The sequence below is a fragment of the Asaia platycodi JCM 25414 genome, from assembly GCF_000614545.1.
In the GTDB taxonomy this organism is placed as follows: Bacteria; Pseudomonadota; Alphaproteobacteria; order Acetobacterales; family Acetobacteraceae; genus Asaia; species Asaia platycodi.
This window is the reverse complement of sequence record NZ_BAKW01000001.1, coordinates 20024-35604: the sequence shown is the minus strand read 5'-3', so window position 1 is coordinate 35604 and position 15581 is coordinate 20024. Positions and strand designations below refer to the sequence as shown.

General features: G+C 61.5%; 19 protein-coding genes and 3 pseudogenes. 16 read left to right on the top strand and 6 right to left on the bottom strand.

Annotation, left to right across the window (positions count from 1 at the left end; all coding sequences use genetic code 11):
- Positions 1-47 precede the first annotated feature (47 nt).
- A complete protein-coding gene (locus JCM25414_RS23905; protein ID WP_025840325.1) occupies positions 48-530 on the bottom strand; it encodes a cupin domain-containing protein in 483 nt (160 codons plus the stop codon).
- 29 nt (positions 531-559) lie between these two features.
- A pseudogene (locus JCM25414_RS26225) lies at positions 560-928 on the bottom strand (cupin domain-containing protein); the annotation flags it as partial.
- Between the two features lie 239 nt (positions 929-1167).
- On the opposite strand from JCM25414_RS26225, the pseudogene JCM25414_RS15350 reads away from it, so the two are divergent.
- The 11 genes and pseudogenes from JCM25414_RS15350 to JCM25414_RS00125 all read left to right on the top strand — a co-directional run bounded on the left by JCM25414_RS15350 (position 1168) and on the right by JCM25414_RS00125 (position 7994).
- Positions 1168-2011, top strand: a pseudogene (locus JCM25414_RS15350) (aldo/keto reductase).
- 189 nt (positions 2012-2200) lie between these two features.
- On the top strand, positions 2201-2494 hold the full coding sequence (locus JCM25414_RS00160; protein ID WP_025840324.1) for a hypothetical protein: 294 nt from the start codon (positions 2201-2203) through the stop codon (positions 2492-2494).
- A gap of 152 nt (positions 2495-2646) precedes the next feature.
- Entirely contained in the window at positions 2647-2778 is a 132-nt protein-coding gene (locus tag JCM25414_RS25550; protein WP_277910894.1) for a hypothetical protein, read from the top strand.
- Positions 2778-3473 carry a hypothetical protein gene (locus JCM25414_RS00155; protein ID WP_025840323.1) on the top strand — a complete coding sequence of 232 codons (696 nt, stop codon included), beginning with the start codon at positions 2778-2780 and terminating at the stop codon, positions 3471-3473. Before JCM25414_RS25550 ends, JCM25414_RS00155 begins: the two co-directional genes overlap by 1 nt.
- Positions 3473-4045, top strand: a complete 573-nt coding sequence (locus JCM25414_RS00150; protein WP_025840322.1) for a hypothetical protein — start codon at positions 3473-3475, stop codon at positions 4043-4045. The genes JCM25414_RS00155 and JCM25414_RS00150 overlap by 1 nt, the downstream gene beginning before the upstream one ends.
- On the top strand, positions 4042-4950 hold the full coding sequence (locus JCM25414_RS00145; RefSeq protein WP_025840321.1) for a hypothetical protein: 909 nt from the start codon (positions 4042-4044) through the stop codon (positions 4948-4950). Before JCM25414_RS00150 ends, JCM25414_RS00145 begins: the two co-directional genes overlap by 4 nt.
- Positions 4947-5267 carry a hypothetical protein gene (locus tag JCM25414_RS21045; protein ID WP_051535574.1) on the top strand — a complete coding sequence of 107 codons (321 nt, stop codon included), beginning with the start codon at positions 4947-4949 and terminating at the stop codon, positions 5265-5267. The genes JCM25414_RS00145 and JCM25414_RS21045 overlap by 4 nt, the downstream gene beginning before the upstream one ends.
- The gene (locus tag JCM25414_RS21040; RefSeq protein ID WP_051535573.1) at positions 5261-5500 is read left to right on the top strand and encodes a hypothetical protein; all 240 of its coding nucleotides are present in this window, start codon (positions 5261-5263) and stop codon (positions 5498-5500) included. Before JCM25414_RS21045 ends, JCM25414_RS21040 begins: the two co-directional genes overlap by 7 nt.
- Entirely contained in the window at positions 5493-5822 is a 330-nt protein-coding gene (locus JCM25414_RS00135; RefSeq protein ID WP_025840320.1) for a hypothetical protein, read from the top strand. Before JCM25414_RS21040 ends, JCM25414_RS00135 begins: the two co-directional genes overlap by 8 nt.
- A gap of 73 nt (positions 5823-5895) precedes the next feature.
- A complete protein-coding gene (locus JCM25414_RS00130) occupies positions 5896-6462 on the top strand; it encodes a hypothetical protein (protein ID WP_148300857.1) in 567 nt (188 codons plus the stop codon).
- Positions 6463-6605: 143 nt separating this feature from the next.
- Positions 6606-7994, top strand: coding sequence for an NADH-quinone oxidoreductase subunit D-related protein (locus tag JCM25414_RS00125; protein ID WP_025840318.1), 1389 nt, complete (start codon positions 6606-6608; stop codon positions 7992-7994).
- Positions 7995-8004: 10 nt separating this feature from the next.
- Here JCM25414_RS00125 and JCM25414_RS23490 read toward each other — a convergent pair whose 3' ends face one another.
- A complete protein-coding gene (locus tag JCM25414_RS23490) occupies positions 8005-8493 on the bottom strand; it encodes a lipopolysaccharide biosynthesis protein (RefSeq protein WP_199897547.1) in 489 nt (162 codons plus the stop codon).
- On the bottom strand, positions 8454-9380 hold the full coding sequence (locus tag JCM25414_RS15340) for a lipopolysaccharide biosynthesis protein (protein ID WP_199897546.1): 927 nt from the start codon (positions 9378-9380) through the stop codon (positions 8454-8456). The genes JCM25414_RS23490 and JCM25414_RS15340 overlap by 40 nt, the downstream gene beginning before the upstream one ends.
- 172 nt (positions 9381-9552) lie before the next feature.
- On the opposite strand from JCM25414_RS15340, the gene JCM25414_RS15335 reads away from it, so the two are divergent.
- The 4 genes from JCM25414_RS15335 (at position 9553) to JCM25414_RS00105 (ending at position 12826) form a co-directional block, all read left to right on the top strand.
- A complete protein-coding gene (locus JCM25414_RS15335; protein ID WP_277910893.1) occupies positions 9553-10575 on the top strand; it encodes a protein adenylyltransferase SelO in 1023 nt (340 codons plus the stop codon).
- Entirely contained in the window at positions 10554-10982 is a 429-nt protein-coding gene (locus tag JCM25414_RS25545) for a protein adenylyltransferase SelO family protein (RefSeq protein ID WP_277910892.1), read from the top strand. The genes JCM25414_RS15335 and JCM25414_RS25545 overlap by 22 nt, the downstream gene beginning before the upstream one ends.
- Positions 10983-11395: 413 nt before the next feature.
- Positions 11396-11878: a hypothetical protein gene (locus tag JCM25414_RS22700; protein ID WP_159101668.1), complete on the top strand. Its 483-nt coding sequence runs from the start codon at positions 11396-11398 to the stop codon at positions 11876-11878.
- Positions 11879-11917: 39 nt separating this feature from the next.
- Positions 11918-12826 (top strand): alpha/beta fold hydrolase, encoded by a 909-nt coding sequence (locus JCM25414_RS00105; RefSeq protein ID WP_025840316.1) that lies wholly within the window; start codon positions 11918-11920, stop codon positions 12824-12826.
- Between the two features lie 41 nt (positions 12827-12867).
- On the opposite strand, the gene JCM25414_RS15330 is transcribed toward JCM25414_RS00105, so the two are convergent.
- Positions 12868-13668 (bottom strand): glucosamine inositolphosphorylceramide transferase family protein, encoded by an 801-nt coding sequence (locus tag JCM25414_RS15330; protein ID WP_148300855.1) that lies wholly within the window; start codon positions 13666-13668, stop codon positions 12868-12870.
- A 235-nt stretch (positions 13669-13903) separates the two neighbouring features.
- On the bottom strand, positions 13904-14389 hold the full coding sequence (locus tag JCM25414_RS00095) for a hypothetical protein (protein WP_035442403.1): 486 nt from the start codon (positions 14387-14389) through the stop codon (positions 13904-13906).
- 171 nt (positions 14390-14560) lie between these two features.
- Between JCM25414_RS00095 and gap the strand changes: the two are divergent.
- Positions 14561-15578, top strand: a pseudogene (gene gap, locus JCM25414_RS15325) (type I glyceraldehyde-3-phosphate dehydrogenase).
- Positions 15579-15581: the final 3 nt, after the last annotated feature.

Sequence of the window (15581 nt, the reverse complement as noted above, 5' to 3'; positions counted from 1 at the left end):
GAATAATGACGCATCGACCTGACTCAAACCTCAGGAATGACCAGTTTTCAGAGGCGGGAGAGGCTCGAAATCATGGCCACATCCACACACAGATGAGCGGCAATGAGCTCTGGAGACGATGCGGCGAGCCACTGAGAGAGGGATAGGTCGTGATAATGGTCCGACCTGAAGATCTCGAGCATCCTCAGCGGCGCATTGCCGTCATTGCGGATGAAATAGCCTTCTGCCCTAGGCACATGGCCGATCATGCCGGTGCAGAGCCTCTTCTCCTGCTGGGCTGCGCCCGCCGGAACACAGGTGACAGCGCCTGCACCGTCGAGGCATATCTGCCAGACAGAAGTATTGAGATGCCAGTGAAGATCGGTGCAGCAGCCGGGGCTGATCTCGACGAGTGCGGCAGAGAGCGCCTCGGGGTCACCAAAGGCGTCGGCTTCGAGCACGCGTATACTGCCCCACTGCGTCGTCTCGGCGGTCTGATCGAATAGTGCGTGGTGAAACGGGCCGTGCGCGGGTTGCGTATCGACCAGCACCAGTCGTCGCCCGTCTCGCCAGATCCGTTCTCTCTGCCACCCAAAAACATTACGACGCTGGCACGCTCATTATCACAGCAATGCAGCCAGGCTGAGGCGGAGGAAGGCACACTCCACACATCCCCTTCGCGCAGGACATCATGATAGAGCGTCGCGCCTGTTTCAGAGCACATTTCAAGTCTGGCGCACCCCGAAACGACCATGCCCCAGCCTGTGGCATCGCAGCGTACAACGCCGCCGCGTGACCCTTCGCCGAGATCATGGCGCCTGACCTCCACCTCTCTGCAATGCCGAGCCCCGCGCCGCGCCGGCCATGCGTCATCGGCTTCGTACGCGCCGGGCGCCCGTCGGGCCCGCAATCTTGAGGCCCAGCCGGAAGCCCCTTCGCGCCGCCTCATAGAAGACCCGGACGTTCCCGTTCCGCCGAAAAGGCGCTGGAAAACGCGATGATCAAAAGACACCATTTTCGGCCTCCTCTTTGAAAGCAGAAGCTGCCCCGAAAGCTCGTGCGACCAGCCTAACGCCGCACAGTCCATAGGGAGTCACTTCTCACGTATTCGTGATTAACGACTTGCCATCCTTATCGAACGCAAACCCAGATCTGACGCTTCGGCCTGAAGATTGAAAAGGAAGTTTCATGAAAAAGGTCAGTTTTCGTGACGGCACGTCCGTTCCGGCATTGGGCATGGGAAGCTGGAATATCGGAGATTCAACGGCGACACGTGCGAGGAGATCGCCAGTCTTCGGGCTGGACTCGATGCCGGCCTCAGCGTGATCGACACGGCGGAAATGTACGGCAGCGGTCGCTCCGAACGTCTCGTCGGTGAGGCTATACGCGGTCGACGCGACGAGGTCTTCCTGATCAGCAAGGTGCTCCCGTCGAATGCCAGCTATGAAAAGACCCTGCGCAGTTGCGAAGCCTCTCTAGACAGGCTCGGCACGGATCGGCTCGATCTTTATTTGCTCCACTGGCGCGGCGGCGTTCCGTTGGAGGAAACGGTCGAGGCGCTCACCCATCTGCAAACTCAGGGTATGATCCGTCGCTGGGGTGTTTCCAATTTCGATACCGAAGACATGCAGGAACTGGACGTACTGGGCGCTGACTGTGCCGCTAATCAGATTCTGTACAATCTCGAAGCACGCGGCGTGGAATTCGACCTGCTGGCGCATGACAGAGCCGAAGGCATCGTCTCCATTGCCTATTCACCCCTTGGCCAGGGCGGCGCGCTGCTGGGTGACGATATTCTGGCCGATATCGCCAAAAACCATGAAACGTCCAGCGGTCCCGCTAGCCCGGCCAGATCGCCCTTGCCTGGACACTTCGCCAGCCCAACCTGCTCGCCATTCCCAAGGCTGGCTCCCGGGCTCACATGTGCGAAAATATCGCCGCCCTCGATCTGGTCCTGCGTGACGAAGATCAGGCGCGTCTCGATGCGCGTTTTGCACCACCACACCGCAAAACCCCACTCGAAATGATTTGAGAACTGGCGCGCATTGAGGGGAACAGCCACAGCCCCCTAGTATCATCTCTCCTATACGCGGAGCCTACACGCTGAAATAACCACAGAACTTTCCAGAAAATAATGTTGAATTGGTAAGAAATACCATTTTTGTGTCAATATAAATCAACAGTCATACAAGTTATAATTTTACCGATAACTGGATCTATCATGACCCGTGCCGAGTTCGAGCGCTATCTCGCCGATCACCCGCATCTGTTGACCTCTTTCGCCCAGGAGCGCCAGATCTGGGTCTCGCATCTTCCGAGCGTCCAGATAAGAAGCTTCACCGCTCATCTGAGCGAGGCTGTCGGATGTTTTCTGGTCTGCACCCAGATGGAGCCGGAACTCGAACTCGTTTTCTACGACCCGCAAGCCCAGGGTAACAGCGAAAACGAGCTGGTCGAACTGGCCCTTGAACGCGCCGGAAACCTGGACCGCCATCGCCAGTCACCGACAATATAAAGATTCCTGCACTCATTCGGGCCCAAAAGCCCGGCAAGGGGAATTGGGCCGGGCCTGAAACTGCGGTAAGGAAAAAGCCTTAGCCGCTTACGCCATGTCAGGATGACTCCCTGTTTTCAGCTCTTCCCCTTGCCCTGCTGCTGAGCTGCCTCGTGCTGCGCCTTGCGACATCCTGGCGCTGCGGGCCGATCATGCCCTTGCTGCGCGTGGCCTTGCTGGGAATTCAGGGCGCGCTGGCTGCTGGGGTGCATTGGGGGCACATGAATCCCGGCTTGGTCCGATAGTGCTTGACCCGCTCAGCGCGTGCTGGATCGTGCTCTGGACCCTGTCGCTCGTCACGCCTCGTCGCCATCCGGGGCCGGTAGGTGAGGCACTGGGCGGCCTTGGCCTTCTCTGTCATGACGCGGCGCTTGCCCTGTTCTGTTTTCTCCCCTGCCTGGCCGAGGCCGCCCAGCACGCAAAGGCAAGCCGCGACGGGCAAACGCGTCAAGCCTGGCGACTGGGTCTTCTCGCCCCAGCGGGGTGCGCGCTCGCCATTCTGCCCGGTTTCCCCGCGCTCTCCTTTCTCGCGCCTGCGGCAGGTCTGGCAACCCTGCCCGCCTTTGCGGAGATGCCGCTCCTCGCCTATGCGCTTTTCGTGCCATCACTCCTGCAGGCGCAAGGCTCTTTCTGGCCGGTCGGCCTCGTTCTGCTGGGGGCGGCGCTCTGTCTTTGCCTGCGCATCGAAAAGGCCCTGAACTACTGGCCGCTCCTGTTGCTTGGGCTGACCCTCTGCGCCAGGCAAGGCGGACTGGCCGATACGGCTCTGGCGGGCAGTGAGGCGACAATCCTTGCCCTGGCCCTGCAAGGGCTCGGCAGCAGGGCCTTTCTGTTTCAGACACCTTTGCCGCCTCTGGCCGGGTTCCTGCCTTTCTGGCTCGGACTGCATGTGGTCAACGGCCTCAGCGGCTTTCACCCGCCTGGACTGCGGGCGCCGTGATGCTGAGCCTACTGATCGGCGTGCTGATGGTGCGAGGCTGGCTGGCCTCCTGGCGTTCCCTGGCCGGGGCTTTCGCATTCCATCATCGCGGGTTGGCGACTGCGCTCACCCTTGGCCTCTGTCTGTCGATATGCCCGGGCCTGCTGCTTGGTCTCCTGCATGTTTCTGCGCTTGATCTGGCGGGGGCGGGTCAGGAGATCTGGCGCACCTGGCCGATCTGGTCCGTTGCAGGCGGGGATGGCGCCTTCTGGTATCCGGCGCTGATTTTCCTGATCCCGGCGCTCATCATTCCCGCAGTCATGACCCATCTGCCGTCGATGGCAAACGCCTTGCCGAACTGGCCATCGCCCGAACTCAGGCTGCGCCTGCCCTGGGGGGCGAGGCGGACTCTCGCCCTGCTGCGCGCACGCTGGCATGCACTGCGCGGCGGATGGCATCATCTCACGACAGAGACTTCCTGGAACCGGACACCCCTCTCCCGCAGAGCTGGCTCTGCCTTGGCACGCCAGACATTGTCTCTCTGGCTGTTTCTGCTTGCCGCCGCTCTGGTCTGGCTTGGCTGGTCCGCATGATCGGGTTATTCGCCATTGCCCTGGCCGTAACCTTCGGCCAGATGCTCTGCCTCGCCGTGATCGCCCCTTTTCTGACCGATCTCGAACGGGGATTGCAGGGTCTTGGCGCAGGGTGCAGCGGCATCGCTCCCGGATGGCGCTGGAGCCAGATCCGCCGTGGCTGGGCGCAGCGCCGCCCCGTCCCTGCCCTGTGCTGGCTTGGCCTGTGCGCTGTCTTTCTTGCCATGACCGGCATTCCCTATGCCAATGCACGATCGCTGTTCGGTTTTCTCTCCGAGCCGCTCGCCTGCGGAGTGCTATTGATCCTCTCCTGCATGCCCGCCTGGGTACAGGCCCTGCAAAAACCGCCTACCCGGTTGATCGCCCTGCGCCTGCGCGCTTCTCTGGGCAGGCTTGGGCGCGATTTGCTGTTTCTGGTGCCACTACTCGCCCTGACAGGCACACTTATCACCATTGGCCTTCCCGGTGCCGGAACGCTTGTCGGCCTGTTGCAACAGCGGCTCCTGCAACCGGCCCCGACATTGATTGGCGGGCTGGTTTTCATTGCAGCCGCCCTGTTGCTGGTGCTGAACCGGCGCTTTCTGTCCGATAGCTGGCATGAGGAACTGATCGCCTCGGCTGAGGGTCGCCACCGCGCCCTGCTGCGCTACAGCCACGATCTTTCTGCCTGTTGCTGGTATCTGCTGATTGCCGATCTGGTATGGCCGGATTCCATTGCAGCGGGGACACGCCCTTTGGGCACATTGATCGTGCTCTGGTGTATCGCAGCGCCTGCCAAGCTGGCCCTGATGGTGACACTGGCAGCAGGATGGCGCGCCTGCCGGCCTATGCCTGCGGCTCGCCTCGCTCTGGTCCTGAGCGGGGCGGCAATCCTGCTCGTTCTTGCGGGGAGATTGGCGGCATGACCGTATTGCTTGGCCTTGCCCTGCTGATCGCTCTCGGTGCGATCGGGCGTGACGGACGTATCCTGCCTTTTCACGGCACCTGTGCCGCCGCCTGCGTGTCGGTCATTGGCCATGGCGCGCCTGCCATGGCCACGCTCATCCTGCTCCCCGTGCTCAATGGCGCAGGATGGATCGTGCTGCGCGCCCATGTTGCCTGGCGATCGGGCGATCTCCGCGAGCGGCGCGCCACCCAACAGGCTACAGGCTTGCGCTGTGCGCCGCTATCGGGCTCCTGCTACTCACAGCGCTCGCCGCCACACCGGGTCTGCCAGTGCTGATCTGTATCGGTATCGTTCTTTCGGGACTCTGCGCCGCCGCCTTGCCAGTGCCGCTGCTCCAGCTGGTCGGGTTACTCTGTGCGCTGAACGGCCTGCTGCTGCTCGGCGGCTATAGCGGAAGCTGGCCCCTCCTTCTGGGGGCGGCGCTTGTCTGGGTCGGCTTGCTTGCTCTGGGAGGCTGGCTGATGCCGAGACTCGCCTGGCTCCGTCTGGAAGGGCCGCGCAATGGCTGAGACCCTGCACCAGATTGCCAGATTTCTGGTTCCGACATGGCCGCTTCTGGCAGCCTGCCTTATCGCCCTCATGCCCGAGGCGCAGGCCGGGCGTTCCGCTCGGCTCTTCGCGATGGCAGGGCTCGTGCTGACTGCCATACTGGACCCTTTTCTCTCCGGGCAGGATATTCTGGCGCGCTGGGCCTGTCTTCTGGCTGGCTGTGTGCCTTTTCTCTCCTGGCAGGCGCGCGAAAAACGCCTTGCCTCTGTCTCAGTTTTCTGGCGAGTTCCGCGATCATGCTGGCCCTCAGCGTGCATACGCTGCTGCCCGTCACATGCCTGACCGCCAGCGGCACGCTGATTCTCGCGCTGCGCGAACCCTGGTCACGCCGCGCGCAAAACAGGCCTGGGAGTCGATGCGCCTGCGGCTTGCGGGGGTGGTTCTGGCCCTGCTCGGCACGAGCCTGACGACATTGACCCCTGACCCCGCCACGCTCCGCCTCGGCGACCTGTTTCTTTCTGTCGGATTGTGCCTCATGGCCGGTCTCGGCCCCCCCCTGACGACATACGCCCATGACACAACGGAAGGGCAGGGCACGGCTCTTCTGGACATGCTCCTCTGTCTGAGTGTCGTCACACTGATGCTTCGGCTGCCCGAACGCGACATTACCCATATGGTGCTGATTCTCGCCGGTCTGGCCGGGCTCTGGTTTTGCGTACTGACCCGACAGGACAATCCCCGCCCGATGGTGGCGCTGGCAATTCTTGCTGCCGCCCTGCCCCATGGCGTTGTACCGGCGCTGCTTCTTCTGAGTAGTGGACTGGCTCTGGCTACCGCTCCGGCGATCGACAGATCTGCTCGTTTCTGGATTTTTGGCAGCCTGCCGCCCTGGCCGGGCTTCGCAGCCGGTTTCGGCATCGTGGCCGGGCTGGCGACAATCGGCGCAATTCCAGCCGCGCTATGCCTTCTGGCCTTGGCCTGATGGCGAGCCGCGCGCGTCTGGGCCTGATCCTGCCTGCAACTTGGCAGGACAGGGCCGTTCTGGGAGCTGCTCGCTCTGGGGCTGGCCTCGCCTTTTCTCATGACCCTGCCTGACTCTGTCTGGGCTCTGTATTGGAGAGCCCCATGAGCATGGCGCAGCATATAAGGCGAGGCGACCGTCTTGCGCCCTATCACTACGCGCTGGACGAGCCACAATGGCGCTCCATGATCGAGGCCATACCGGGCTGGTTCATCGCGCATTGGTGCGATGACTGCCGCGCCTATGCGCTGTTTCTGGATCAGGAAACGCCGCTCATGGCCAGTACGCCGCTCATAGATGGGCGGTATTTCGCCCTCTCTGCCTCGGTACCAGCCGCCTCATGGCCAGAGCGCATCGCACAGGATCTCTGGGGCTGCCTGCCTCTGGGGGCCGCCGATACCGAACCGGCACTCGATCACGGCGGCTGGGCAAGTGTCTCGCCACTGTCGCAACGCTCCGTTTCTTCAGATCATGCCCCGCCCGATGCCGGTTTTCGTGAGGCACTCCATGCCGACATGACGCCTTTCACCTGGGGCAGCAGACAGATCACACCGGGGGTGGCGCATATCGGACTCATGCAACAGCTCCAGGGCAGCAAGCCAGAAGAGGCATTGCGTCTGATCGGGCGCAGCGTCTCGGCAGGCTTTGTGGCCGCGCCTCTGGCCTATTCGCGCGCTGTCGAACAGGCGCTGGGGCTCGTGCCCTCAGACGCCGTGCGCGATGCCCGTACGCTTCTGGCTGAAGTCGAACGTGTTGCCGTGCATTGTCGCGATATCGCGCAGATGGCCCGTCTGACCGGGTTTGCGCTTCTCGCCACCCATGCCGCCCTTGCCGAAGATCTCTGTGCCGCACTCTGTGCCCAGCACGGCGCCTCGCGACGACTGATCGATGCGATCGCACCAGACGGGATCGCTGCCGGAATCGATATCTGCACGCTGGCCCATGCGGTTCATGACGCATTGATGCCACGTCTGCCGGTTCTGGAGGGATTGCATGACCAGATGGCAGAGGTGCTCGAAGGGCTTGGTGTCATCACGGCCTCGACGGCCGAGCGCTTTTGTCTTGGTGGACTGATCGGTCGCGCCTCGGGACGCTCATTCGATCTGCGCCAGCTTGAGGACGACATGCGCCATGTGCCTGGTCGCGCCGGTTCGCGCCTTGCCGGAGATGGCTGGGCGCGCCAGTGCCTGCGCCTTGATGAAATACGCGACGCCCTGCGCCGCATCGACCGTATCGCAACGCAATTTGGCGCCCCCCTGCCCATGCCGCCGCCCGTCCCGACCGGCTCGGGTGAGGGCATTGGCGCCGCCGAAGGGCCGCATGGCGATCTGTGGTGCTGGGTGAGGCTCAAGGAATCCCGCCTCGACGGCATCATGCTGCGCGATCCGGCGCTGAGCACCCTCTCTGTTCTGCCGTCGCTCATGCATGATCGCTGGGAAGACAGGCTCGTTCTGACGTCTCTGGGGTTCGATCCGGGCGGGGCAGAGCAATAGGGCCGAAAAATCAGGCCTCGGCGGGAAGCTCGCTTTCGGACGGCGCGCCAGTCTGTTCGACGGCTGGGGCTCTGGGGGCGTCTTTTGCCGGGCGCAGCGAGCAGATTATCGCGCGCCAGAGCCGTGTGACGAACATGATGAAACTGCTGAACACGGTCGCGTAGCAGGCTCCCTTGAGCGACCACGTCGCCGTCAGACCGTAAAGCACCGGAAAATAGGCGAGTGTGATCCAGGTACGGTTGGCCATCAGAAAGCCGATCTGCCCCATGACTGTCAGCAGCGGCTCAAGCGGGACGATGAGCAGGGTCAGCACCGCCGAGACCAGCATGATCGAGATGTAATAGGTGGTGCCATGCAAATGGATATGCAGCATGAGCGCAAAGATGCGCCCGCCGAAAAAGGCCGAGACGAGCAGAAGCGCCACTGAAACGCCACAGAGCATGGCGAAGATCTTCCAGGTCAGGCGCTTGAGGCCCCGCCAGTCCTGACGGTCACGCATCTTGACCAGCTCGGGATAAAGCACGGGCGACAACATCTGGGCTGGCGTGACGATACCATCGGCAATCTGCCGGCAGATGCGAAACACCGCAGCTCGGCGGACCCAAGAAGCGAGCCGACGACCAGCGTGCTGATATGGCCCGAAACCGCCCCGAGCGTCTGGTTGATGCTGGTCGAGCGCGTGAAAGCCCACATTCCCGGCGATTGCCAGCGCCACTGGGTCAGGACGTCTCGCCAGCGCAAACGCAGCCCGATTTTCCGACGCAAGGTCGTGAGAGCAAAAAACAGGAACAGCCCGTAATCGAGCAATACCGCCCCAGCCCAGATCAGCACAAAAAACCCGAGATTGAGGTGCAGAGCAAAACCCAGCGCCGTGCCCGCCGTGCGGAAAATGGCCGTCGCCGTATCGCTGATCGGCACGAGGTGGAAACGATCTGTCAGACGCAGAACCCCGTTGCTCCAACCCGTGTACATGAACGGACTGATCAGCGCATAGCCATAGGCCAGCGACGTGACCCAAGGGGTCCACTGCGCAATGTGGCTGTAAAGCGCAACGCTGATTACCCCTATCGACACAGCAACGACTGCCGAAAGCAGGTCGAGCCTTATGCAGAACCCCAGGATCTGACGCAGCAGGTCCAGATCACGGCGGGCATAGGGCTCGTTACCGAACCGGATGAGCGTCTGCCATGACTGCATGCGCGAAAAGGTCGATGCCATGATACCGAGAGAATGGATCAGGATCAGCAGACCGAACTGGCCCAGCCCCAGCGCCCGCACCGCAAAAGCGATATAGGCGAAACTGCAAAGCGCCGTCGCGATACGCCCCAATGTCAGGAAGCTGACATTATGGGCAATCCGTCTGGCGGCTGAGGGGTGTTTCGACATGAAGGGGTTTTGGACGTCCGGCCCCGAAATGGAAAGGGAAAGGGCAAAAAAACTTGCCTGCTTTCTGACAGGCCTGATCTTGCGGCTCGGCGGGCGGACGTTATCTCTGAGTAACGAGAGCGTCCATTTTGCTTTTCTGACCGCCCTGTTCGGCCTGCACCCAAGAGGTATCATGCATCTTCCCCTCCGCCGCGCGCCTTTTCCGGCTTCCATGGCTGTCGAGGTGAACCCTGCCTCTTTCGCGGCCCCGCGCCTCGTAGCCCTGAATGCCCCCCTGGCAGAAACGCTCGGTTTCTCACCCGAATGGCTGAAATCTCCCGAGGGCATCGCCCTGCTGAGCGGACAGGCCCGTATCGATGGGGTGCCTGCATTGGCACAGGCTTATGCCGGGCACCAATTCGGTCAGTTCGTGCCGCAGCTCGGTGATGGACGCGCCCATCTTCTCGGAATTGTGACCGACGACCGCGGTCAGCTGCGCGACGTGCAACTCAAGGGATCGGGGCCGACCCCCTTTTCGCGACGCGGCGACGGATTGGCGGCACTCGGCCCGGTGCTGCGCGAATATCTGGTGAGCGAAGCCATGTCAGCACTCGGCGTGCCCACCACGCGTGCGCTCGCCGCTGTCACGACCGGCGAGACGATCTGGCGCGACCGCCCACAACCCGGCGCTATTCTGACACGTGTCGCTGCGAGCCATCTGCGGGTCGGCACGTTCCAGTATTTTGCAGCGCGCGAAGATCGCGAGGCGCTGGCTTTTCTTTGTGATCTTGCCATCGACCGTCACGTACCTGAGGCGCGTGAGGCCGAAAACCCGGTGCGAGCACTTTATGAGACAGTCGTGGCGAGGCAGGCCCGGCTCGTCGCGCACTGGATGAGCCTCGGCTTCGTGCATGGGGTAATGAATACGGACAACATGACGTTGTCGGGCGAGACCATCGATTACGGCCCCTGTGCCTTTCTCGACACCTATCGCCATGACAAGGTGTTCAGCTCGATCGATCGCAACGGACGCTATGCCTATGGCAACCAGCCGCGTCTGGCCGGATGGAACCTCGCCCGCCTGGCAGAGACGCTTCTGCCTTTTTCGACCCGGACGAAGACCGCGCGCTTGCCTGGGCGCGAGAGGCGATCAGCCGCTTTCAAAGCCTCCATGAGGAGGCCTGGCTGGCTCGAATGCGCCCCAAGCTGGGTTTGACCACGCCTGAGAAGCAGGACAGGGCGCTGGTTGAGGCCCTGCTGCAGGTGATGGAAAACGACGCGCTGGACTGGACACTCAGCTTCCGTCGTCTCGCCAGAAGCGAACCGCTGATTGCAGCGCCGCCTTCCGAAGCGCTTGAGCGCTGGATGACTGAGTGGAAGGCACGTCGCGCTCTGGAACCCGTTGCCGCGGAAACGCAGGAAGCCCTTATGCGCAGCAGCAACCCGGCCGTGATTGCCCGCAATCACCGCGTTGCCGAAGCCATCGCCGCCGCCGAAACAGGGAATTTCACGGTTTTCGAGGCTCTTCTGCAGCGCCTGCAGCAACCCTTTGAAGACGATGCCGCCTACGAAATGCCTCCATCGCCTGAGCAGATCGTTTACGCGACCTTCTGCGGTACTTGATGACGCAACGACAAGAAGGGCACTGACCTGAAAGCTACGCTCGACGCGTCATTGCGAGCGTGCTGGCGCGCGATCAACGCTCAGAACTCAGACAAGGACGCGCTCTGTCCTTATCCGGCGACGAGGCCTTTTGTCCTGCGTCGCAATTCTCCCCGGAAACGAAAAACGGCAATCGAACGGGCAGACCGCCTGATCCCCGTCATGACCTGAAACCGTACACGGTTTTTCGTCGATTACTGCGTTATAGCTGCCTTCCTCGCAGTCACATGCCCGCCAACGACAAAATGCCATGCGGCTTGCGCCCGAGAAGACCTCGCACGCCTAAACTGCCTTCACGCTACTTTGAACGGCGAAGCCATCGTCAAAATACCCCGGCTCCGTATGATGCGGTATCGAAATGGAGTCTTCATTTGATGCCGCTTCTTCGTGAACACTGGCGCTATCTTTACGGATTATTGTCTTACGCTTTCCTGTTTCTCTGGTTTTCGGAAATAATTCCAACATCGTCTCCGCCAATGGCGCGCTTCTGGCTTGTCTGCTTATGGATTGGCACGCTCCTGACGAGTTTTAACTGCTGCTACCGTCTACGGTCGCTCAGACAGGGACTGATGCGCGGCGTGTCGCTGGGCGGCTCGACGCTATGGCTGGCGCAAACCACCTTGCCCGGTATGTCATCCGAATTTCCGGGTCGTGCGGGTTGGCTGCGTGCATTGGGCATCAGCCTTTTATTGTTCTGCGAAGGCGCCGCATTGATTGCGCTTCTGCGCGTGATCTTCGATCGTGGATGCGATCCACGTTTTCTGGAGGCCCGGGGAATTCCGCCGGTCGTGACGCGGCTGATGCTGGACGAAGCCCACTTCTGGCGCCGCGTACTGGACTTTCTGACCGGTCGTTAGGATGCCCTCTTTTCACGATTCCGAAAACAAGAGGAATGCATGACCCGAAGACGCCTCTTTTCAGCTCTGCTGATCGCCTTACTCTTCGTCACCCCCTCAGCCTTGCGGGCCGCGAGCGACACAGCCACGCAGCAGAACGCACAGCCTTTCTCGGTCGTGATCGAGGGCAGCGGACCGGATGTTGTTCTGATACCGGGCCTTGCCTCGCCACGCTCTGTCTGGAACGGACTGGCAGCGCGGCTCAAAGCACATTATCGGCTGCATCTGGTGCAGATTGCCGGATTTGCGGGTGAGCCGGCACAGAAAACCGCCCCCGATCAGGTCATGCAGCCGGTCGCTTCTGCTTTGTCTCGCTACATCGAAACGGCGCATCTCAACAGACCGACACTGATAGGGCATTCGATTGGAGGTGAACTCGCTCTCATGGTGGCCAGCGACACCCCCGATCGTGTGGGAGCCGTCATCGTCGTCGACGCCCTACCCTTTTATCCGCTTGTTTTCAATCCGTTCGCCACGCGCGAAACGGTGCAACCACAGGCTGAGGCCTTTAGGCGGTCGCTTTTGCAGGAACAGCCACAGCGCCAGATCCGGACGAGCCAGGAACAGACCATCGCAAGAATGGTCAAAACCGAATCAGCCCGCCCCGGCCTCGTGGAAGCCGGGTTGAAATCGGACAAGAAGACAGTTGCCAACGCGATTTACGACGACATGACGACCGATCTGCGCTCTGCATTACCGAAAATCACAGCTCCAGTGACCGTGATCTACGCCTATGATCCGGTCTATGGTGTTCCCGCAGCCATGATCGACGCGCTCTATCGAACCAGCTATGCCGCGACGCCTCATGTGCAGTTCCAGCGGATCGATGACAGCTATCATTTCGTCATGATCGACCAGCCGGAGAAATTCGATGGGGCCGTCGAGGCCGCCCTCCGACCCCACTCCTGAGACAGGAACCCGATCAGCCGGAACCGGGTCAGGCAGCTATATCAGCCCAGCCCCAGACGCTTGCGCAGCTTGCGGACTTCGCGTCCCGCCTCGATCATCAGACCATGCGGAGAGAGCACTGTCTTCTTTATATCGAAAAGCGTGATATCGCCCGCTGCCGAGAGCGTGTGCATACCTTCGGTGAACGGCGCAAAACGGGGCGCAATTGGCAAAGCCGGGCCGACATGGGTTGTCACGCCTTCAGGCGTCAGCCTGTCGAACCAGAGCGGGCGCACCGCACCGCCATAAGTATGGGCGCAATCCTGCACCGGAAGCATGAGTTTACCATCGATCTCGAGCGGTGTGCCCCCGGCTCGAGCGCTTGACGGGTCGAGACGGATCGGGTTCTGCCTGTGACGCGTCCAGGGGCCGTGCAGGGTCTGGGCAAAGGCCAGATGAAGACGGCTTGGCGCCTTTTTGGCCGCCTCGACCGGCGTATAGATCAGCCACCATAACCCGTCGCGAAAACAGAGCGTGGCATCGACGGCAATCTCGCCACCCAGATCGATCTGACAGACAGGCACCCAGCGATCGGGAAAGCGTTCCGCGCGATAGAGTGTCTGTGTGCCAGAGCGATGCGCCTCGGGCAGCATCCAGAAAGAGCCCTCGGCCTCGACGATCTGCGGATAGGACAGGTGCCAGGGCTCACGCAGCACGATCTCGTTTCTGATCAGTCGCCACTCGCGGTCGTAAACGAACAGCTCGATCTCGCCGATACGATTGCGATAATCGTAGATCTCGAGAAAGACGTGCAGCCTGCCCTCGTGCCAGACCCCGAACGTCGGCACGAAACTGGAAATCACGCGGCATATCGGGCAGGAAACGGCACGGGACCTGCGACCAGTCAGGTTTTTGCAGCAGGCTGGCCAGAGGCGCATCAAGAATGCCCGTTCGCCATATATCCTTGCGCAAGCTCATGATGCCCTCCCCCCTTCAAGACGGCGCAGGGCTTAGCACCTCCACCCGCTTTCCCAAACAGCGCACGCGACGAAACTGCGCCGGGAGCCAGTGGCACCCGGACGCTGCGCGCAGCATTGATCAGCGCAGATCGATACGGATCCGCCCCTTTGGCGAAGACGGATCGGTTTTGGCTTCAATCTGCACCTGATTGACCGGCGCGCCAGACGCGACGATCTGGTCTGCCACGGCCTTGCCATCCTGCTCGGTGAGGGTTTCGAGAGCCTTCACCTGTGCAGCAGGGCTGCTAGTCTCAGGCGAGAGCACGGAAACGATAAAGATGATCGTCGGCCTGCGCGACAAGGCAAGTTTGGTGCTTCGTTCGACGGCAGACGCCCACTGATCCCTGGGGGTCCCTGCCACAATCTGCAGAAAGGGCGCCGGCGGCGGCTTGGATGGCGCTGCCGGGGGAATGTAAGGCTTAGGGGGCTTGCCTGCATCGGGGTTGAACAGACGCTGGTCGGGCGGCGTGCAAGCCGCGAGCGCCCCGGAAATCAGGCATAAGCCGATACCTGCCAAAGAGCGAAACTTCAGGTAACCACAATTTGTAGCATTCGTCATCGTCATGACCTTGAGAACTTGCAGGTAGAGCGGACACAAGCAAGAGAGCGGGAACAGAAAGACCAGTTTTCACGAAAATATCGGTAAGTTTTTTGAGCGCCCCCTCTCGTCTCGTCTTCCAAGGGTGCTATGGTTTCGCCTCTTATAACGAAACCGCCTACTGGCCGGGAGACTACAATGGCTGTGAAAATCGCGATCAACGGTTTTGGACGTATCGGACGTCTGGTGCTGCGTGGAATCATCGAGAGCGGACGTACGGATGTCGTGCCTGTCGCCATCAATGACCTCGGCTCGGTCGAAGAAAGCGCCCATCTGTTCGCCTATGACAGCGTCCACGGTCGTTTCCCCGGCACGGTACGCGTCGATGGCAGCAATCTGATCATCGAGCCAATGGCCGCACCTATGGGCCGATCCGCGTGTCTGCAGAGCGTGACCCGACCAAGGTGCCGTTCGAAGGCGTCGATGTTGCCATGGAATGCACGGGCCTGTTCACCAGCAAGGAGAAGGCTTCGGCTCTGATCACGGCTGGTGCGCGCAAGGTTCTGATTTCCGCTCCGGGCACCGATGTCGATGCCACCATCGTCTATGGCGTGAACAATGCCATGCTGACGAAGGACATGACGGTCATTTCCAACGCGTCCTGCACCACCAACTGTCTGGCGCCCGTCGCCCAGGTACTGGACGAAGCTTTGGCATCGATTGCGGCTACATGGTCACGATCCACTCCTATACGGGTGACCAGCGCACGGTCGACACCCATCACCGCGACCCGCGCCGCGCCCGCGCCGCTGCCCTGAACATGATCCCGACCTCGACGGGTGCTGCCAAGGCCATCGGCCTGGTTCTGCCGCATCTCAAGGGCCGTCTGGACGGCACCTCGATCCGCGTGCCGACGCCGAACGTCTCGGTCGTCTCGCTCGATTTCATCCCGGCCCGCGCACCCGCCTCGGTCCAGGCCGTCAACGACGCCCTGCGCGCTGCAGCAGCAGGCCCGCTGAAGGGCGTGCTCGACTATAACGAAGCACCGCTGGTCAGCACCGATTTCAACCACTCCTATGCCTCGTCCACCTTCGACGCCACCCAGACGGCGGTGATCAATGGCGGCAAGATGGTGCGCGTTTGCGCCTGGTACGACAATGAATGGGGCTTCTCGAACCGTATGTCCGACACGGCAGCCCTTTTCGGCAGCCTGTAAGAA

Bases quoted from the DNA above. Each gene is read 5' to 3' on its own strand.
- JCM25414_RS00160 (WP_025840324.1), top strand. From the start codon at position 2,201: ATGACCCGTGCCGAGTTCGAGCGCTATCTCGCCGATCACCCGCATCTG.
- JCM25414_RS00150 (WP_025840322.1), top strand. From the start codon at position 3,473: ATGCTGAGCCTACTGATCGGCGTGCTGATGGTGCGAGGCTGGCTGGCC.
- JCM25414_RS00145 (WP_025840321.1), top strand. From the start codon at position 4,042: ATGATCGGGTTATTCGCCATTGCCCTGGCCGTAACCTTCGGCCAGATG.
- JCM25414_RS21045 (WP_051535574.1), top strand. From the start codon at position 4,947: ATGACCGTATTGCTTGGCCTTGCCCTGCTGATCGCTCTCGGTGCGATC.
- JCM25414_RS00135 (WP_025840320.1), top strand. From the start codon at position 5,493: ATGGCTGAGACCCTGCACCAGATTGCCAGATTTCTGGTTCCGACATGG.
- JCM25414_RS00130 (WP_148300857.1), top strand. From the start codon at position 5,896: ATGCGCCTGCGGCTTGCGGGGGTGGTTCTGGCCCTGCTCGGCACGAGC.
- JCM25414_RS00125 (WP_025840318.1), top strand. From the start codon at position 6,606: ATGAGCATGGCGCAGCATATAAGGCGAGGCGACCGTCTTGCGCCCTAT.
- JCM25414_RS23490 (WP_199897547.1), bottom strand. From the start codon at position 8,493: ATGCGTGACCGTCAGGACTGGCGGGGCCTCAAGCGCCTGACCTGGAAG.
- JCM25414_RS15340 (WP_199897546.1), bottom strand. From the start codon at position 9,380: ATGTCGAAACACCCCTCAGCCGCCAGACGGATTGCCCATAATGTCAGC.
- JCM25414_RS15335 (WP_277910893.1), top strand. From the start codon at position 9,553: ATGCATCTTCCCCTCCGCCGCGCGCCTTTTCCGGCTTCCATGGCTGTC.
- JCM25414_RS25545 (WP_277910892.1), top strand. From the start codon at position 10,554: ATGCGCCCCAAGCTGGGTTTGACCACGCCTGAGAAGCAGGACAGGGCG.
- JCM25414_RS22700 (WP_159101668.1), top strand. From the start codon at position 11,396: ATGCCGCTTCTTCGTGAACACTGGCGCTATCTTTACGGATTATTGTCT.
- JCM25414_RS00105 (WP_025840316.1), top strand. From the start codon at position 11,918: ATGACCCGAAGACGCCTCTTTTCAGCTCTGCTGATCGCCTTACTCTTC.
- JCM25414_RS00095 (WP_035442403.1), bottom strand. From the start codon at position 14,389: ATGACGATGACGAATGCTACAAATTGTGGTTACCTGAAGTTTCGCTCT.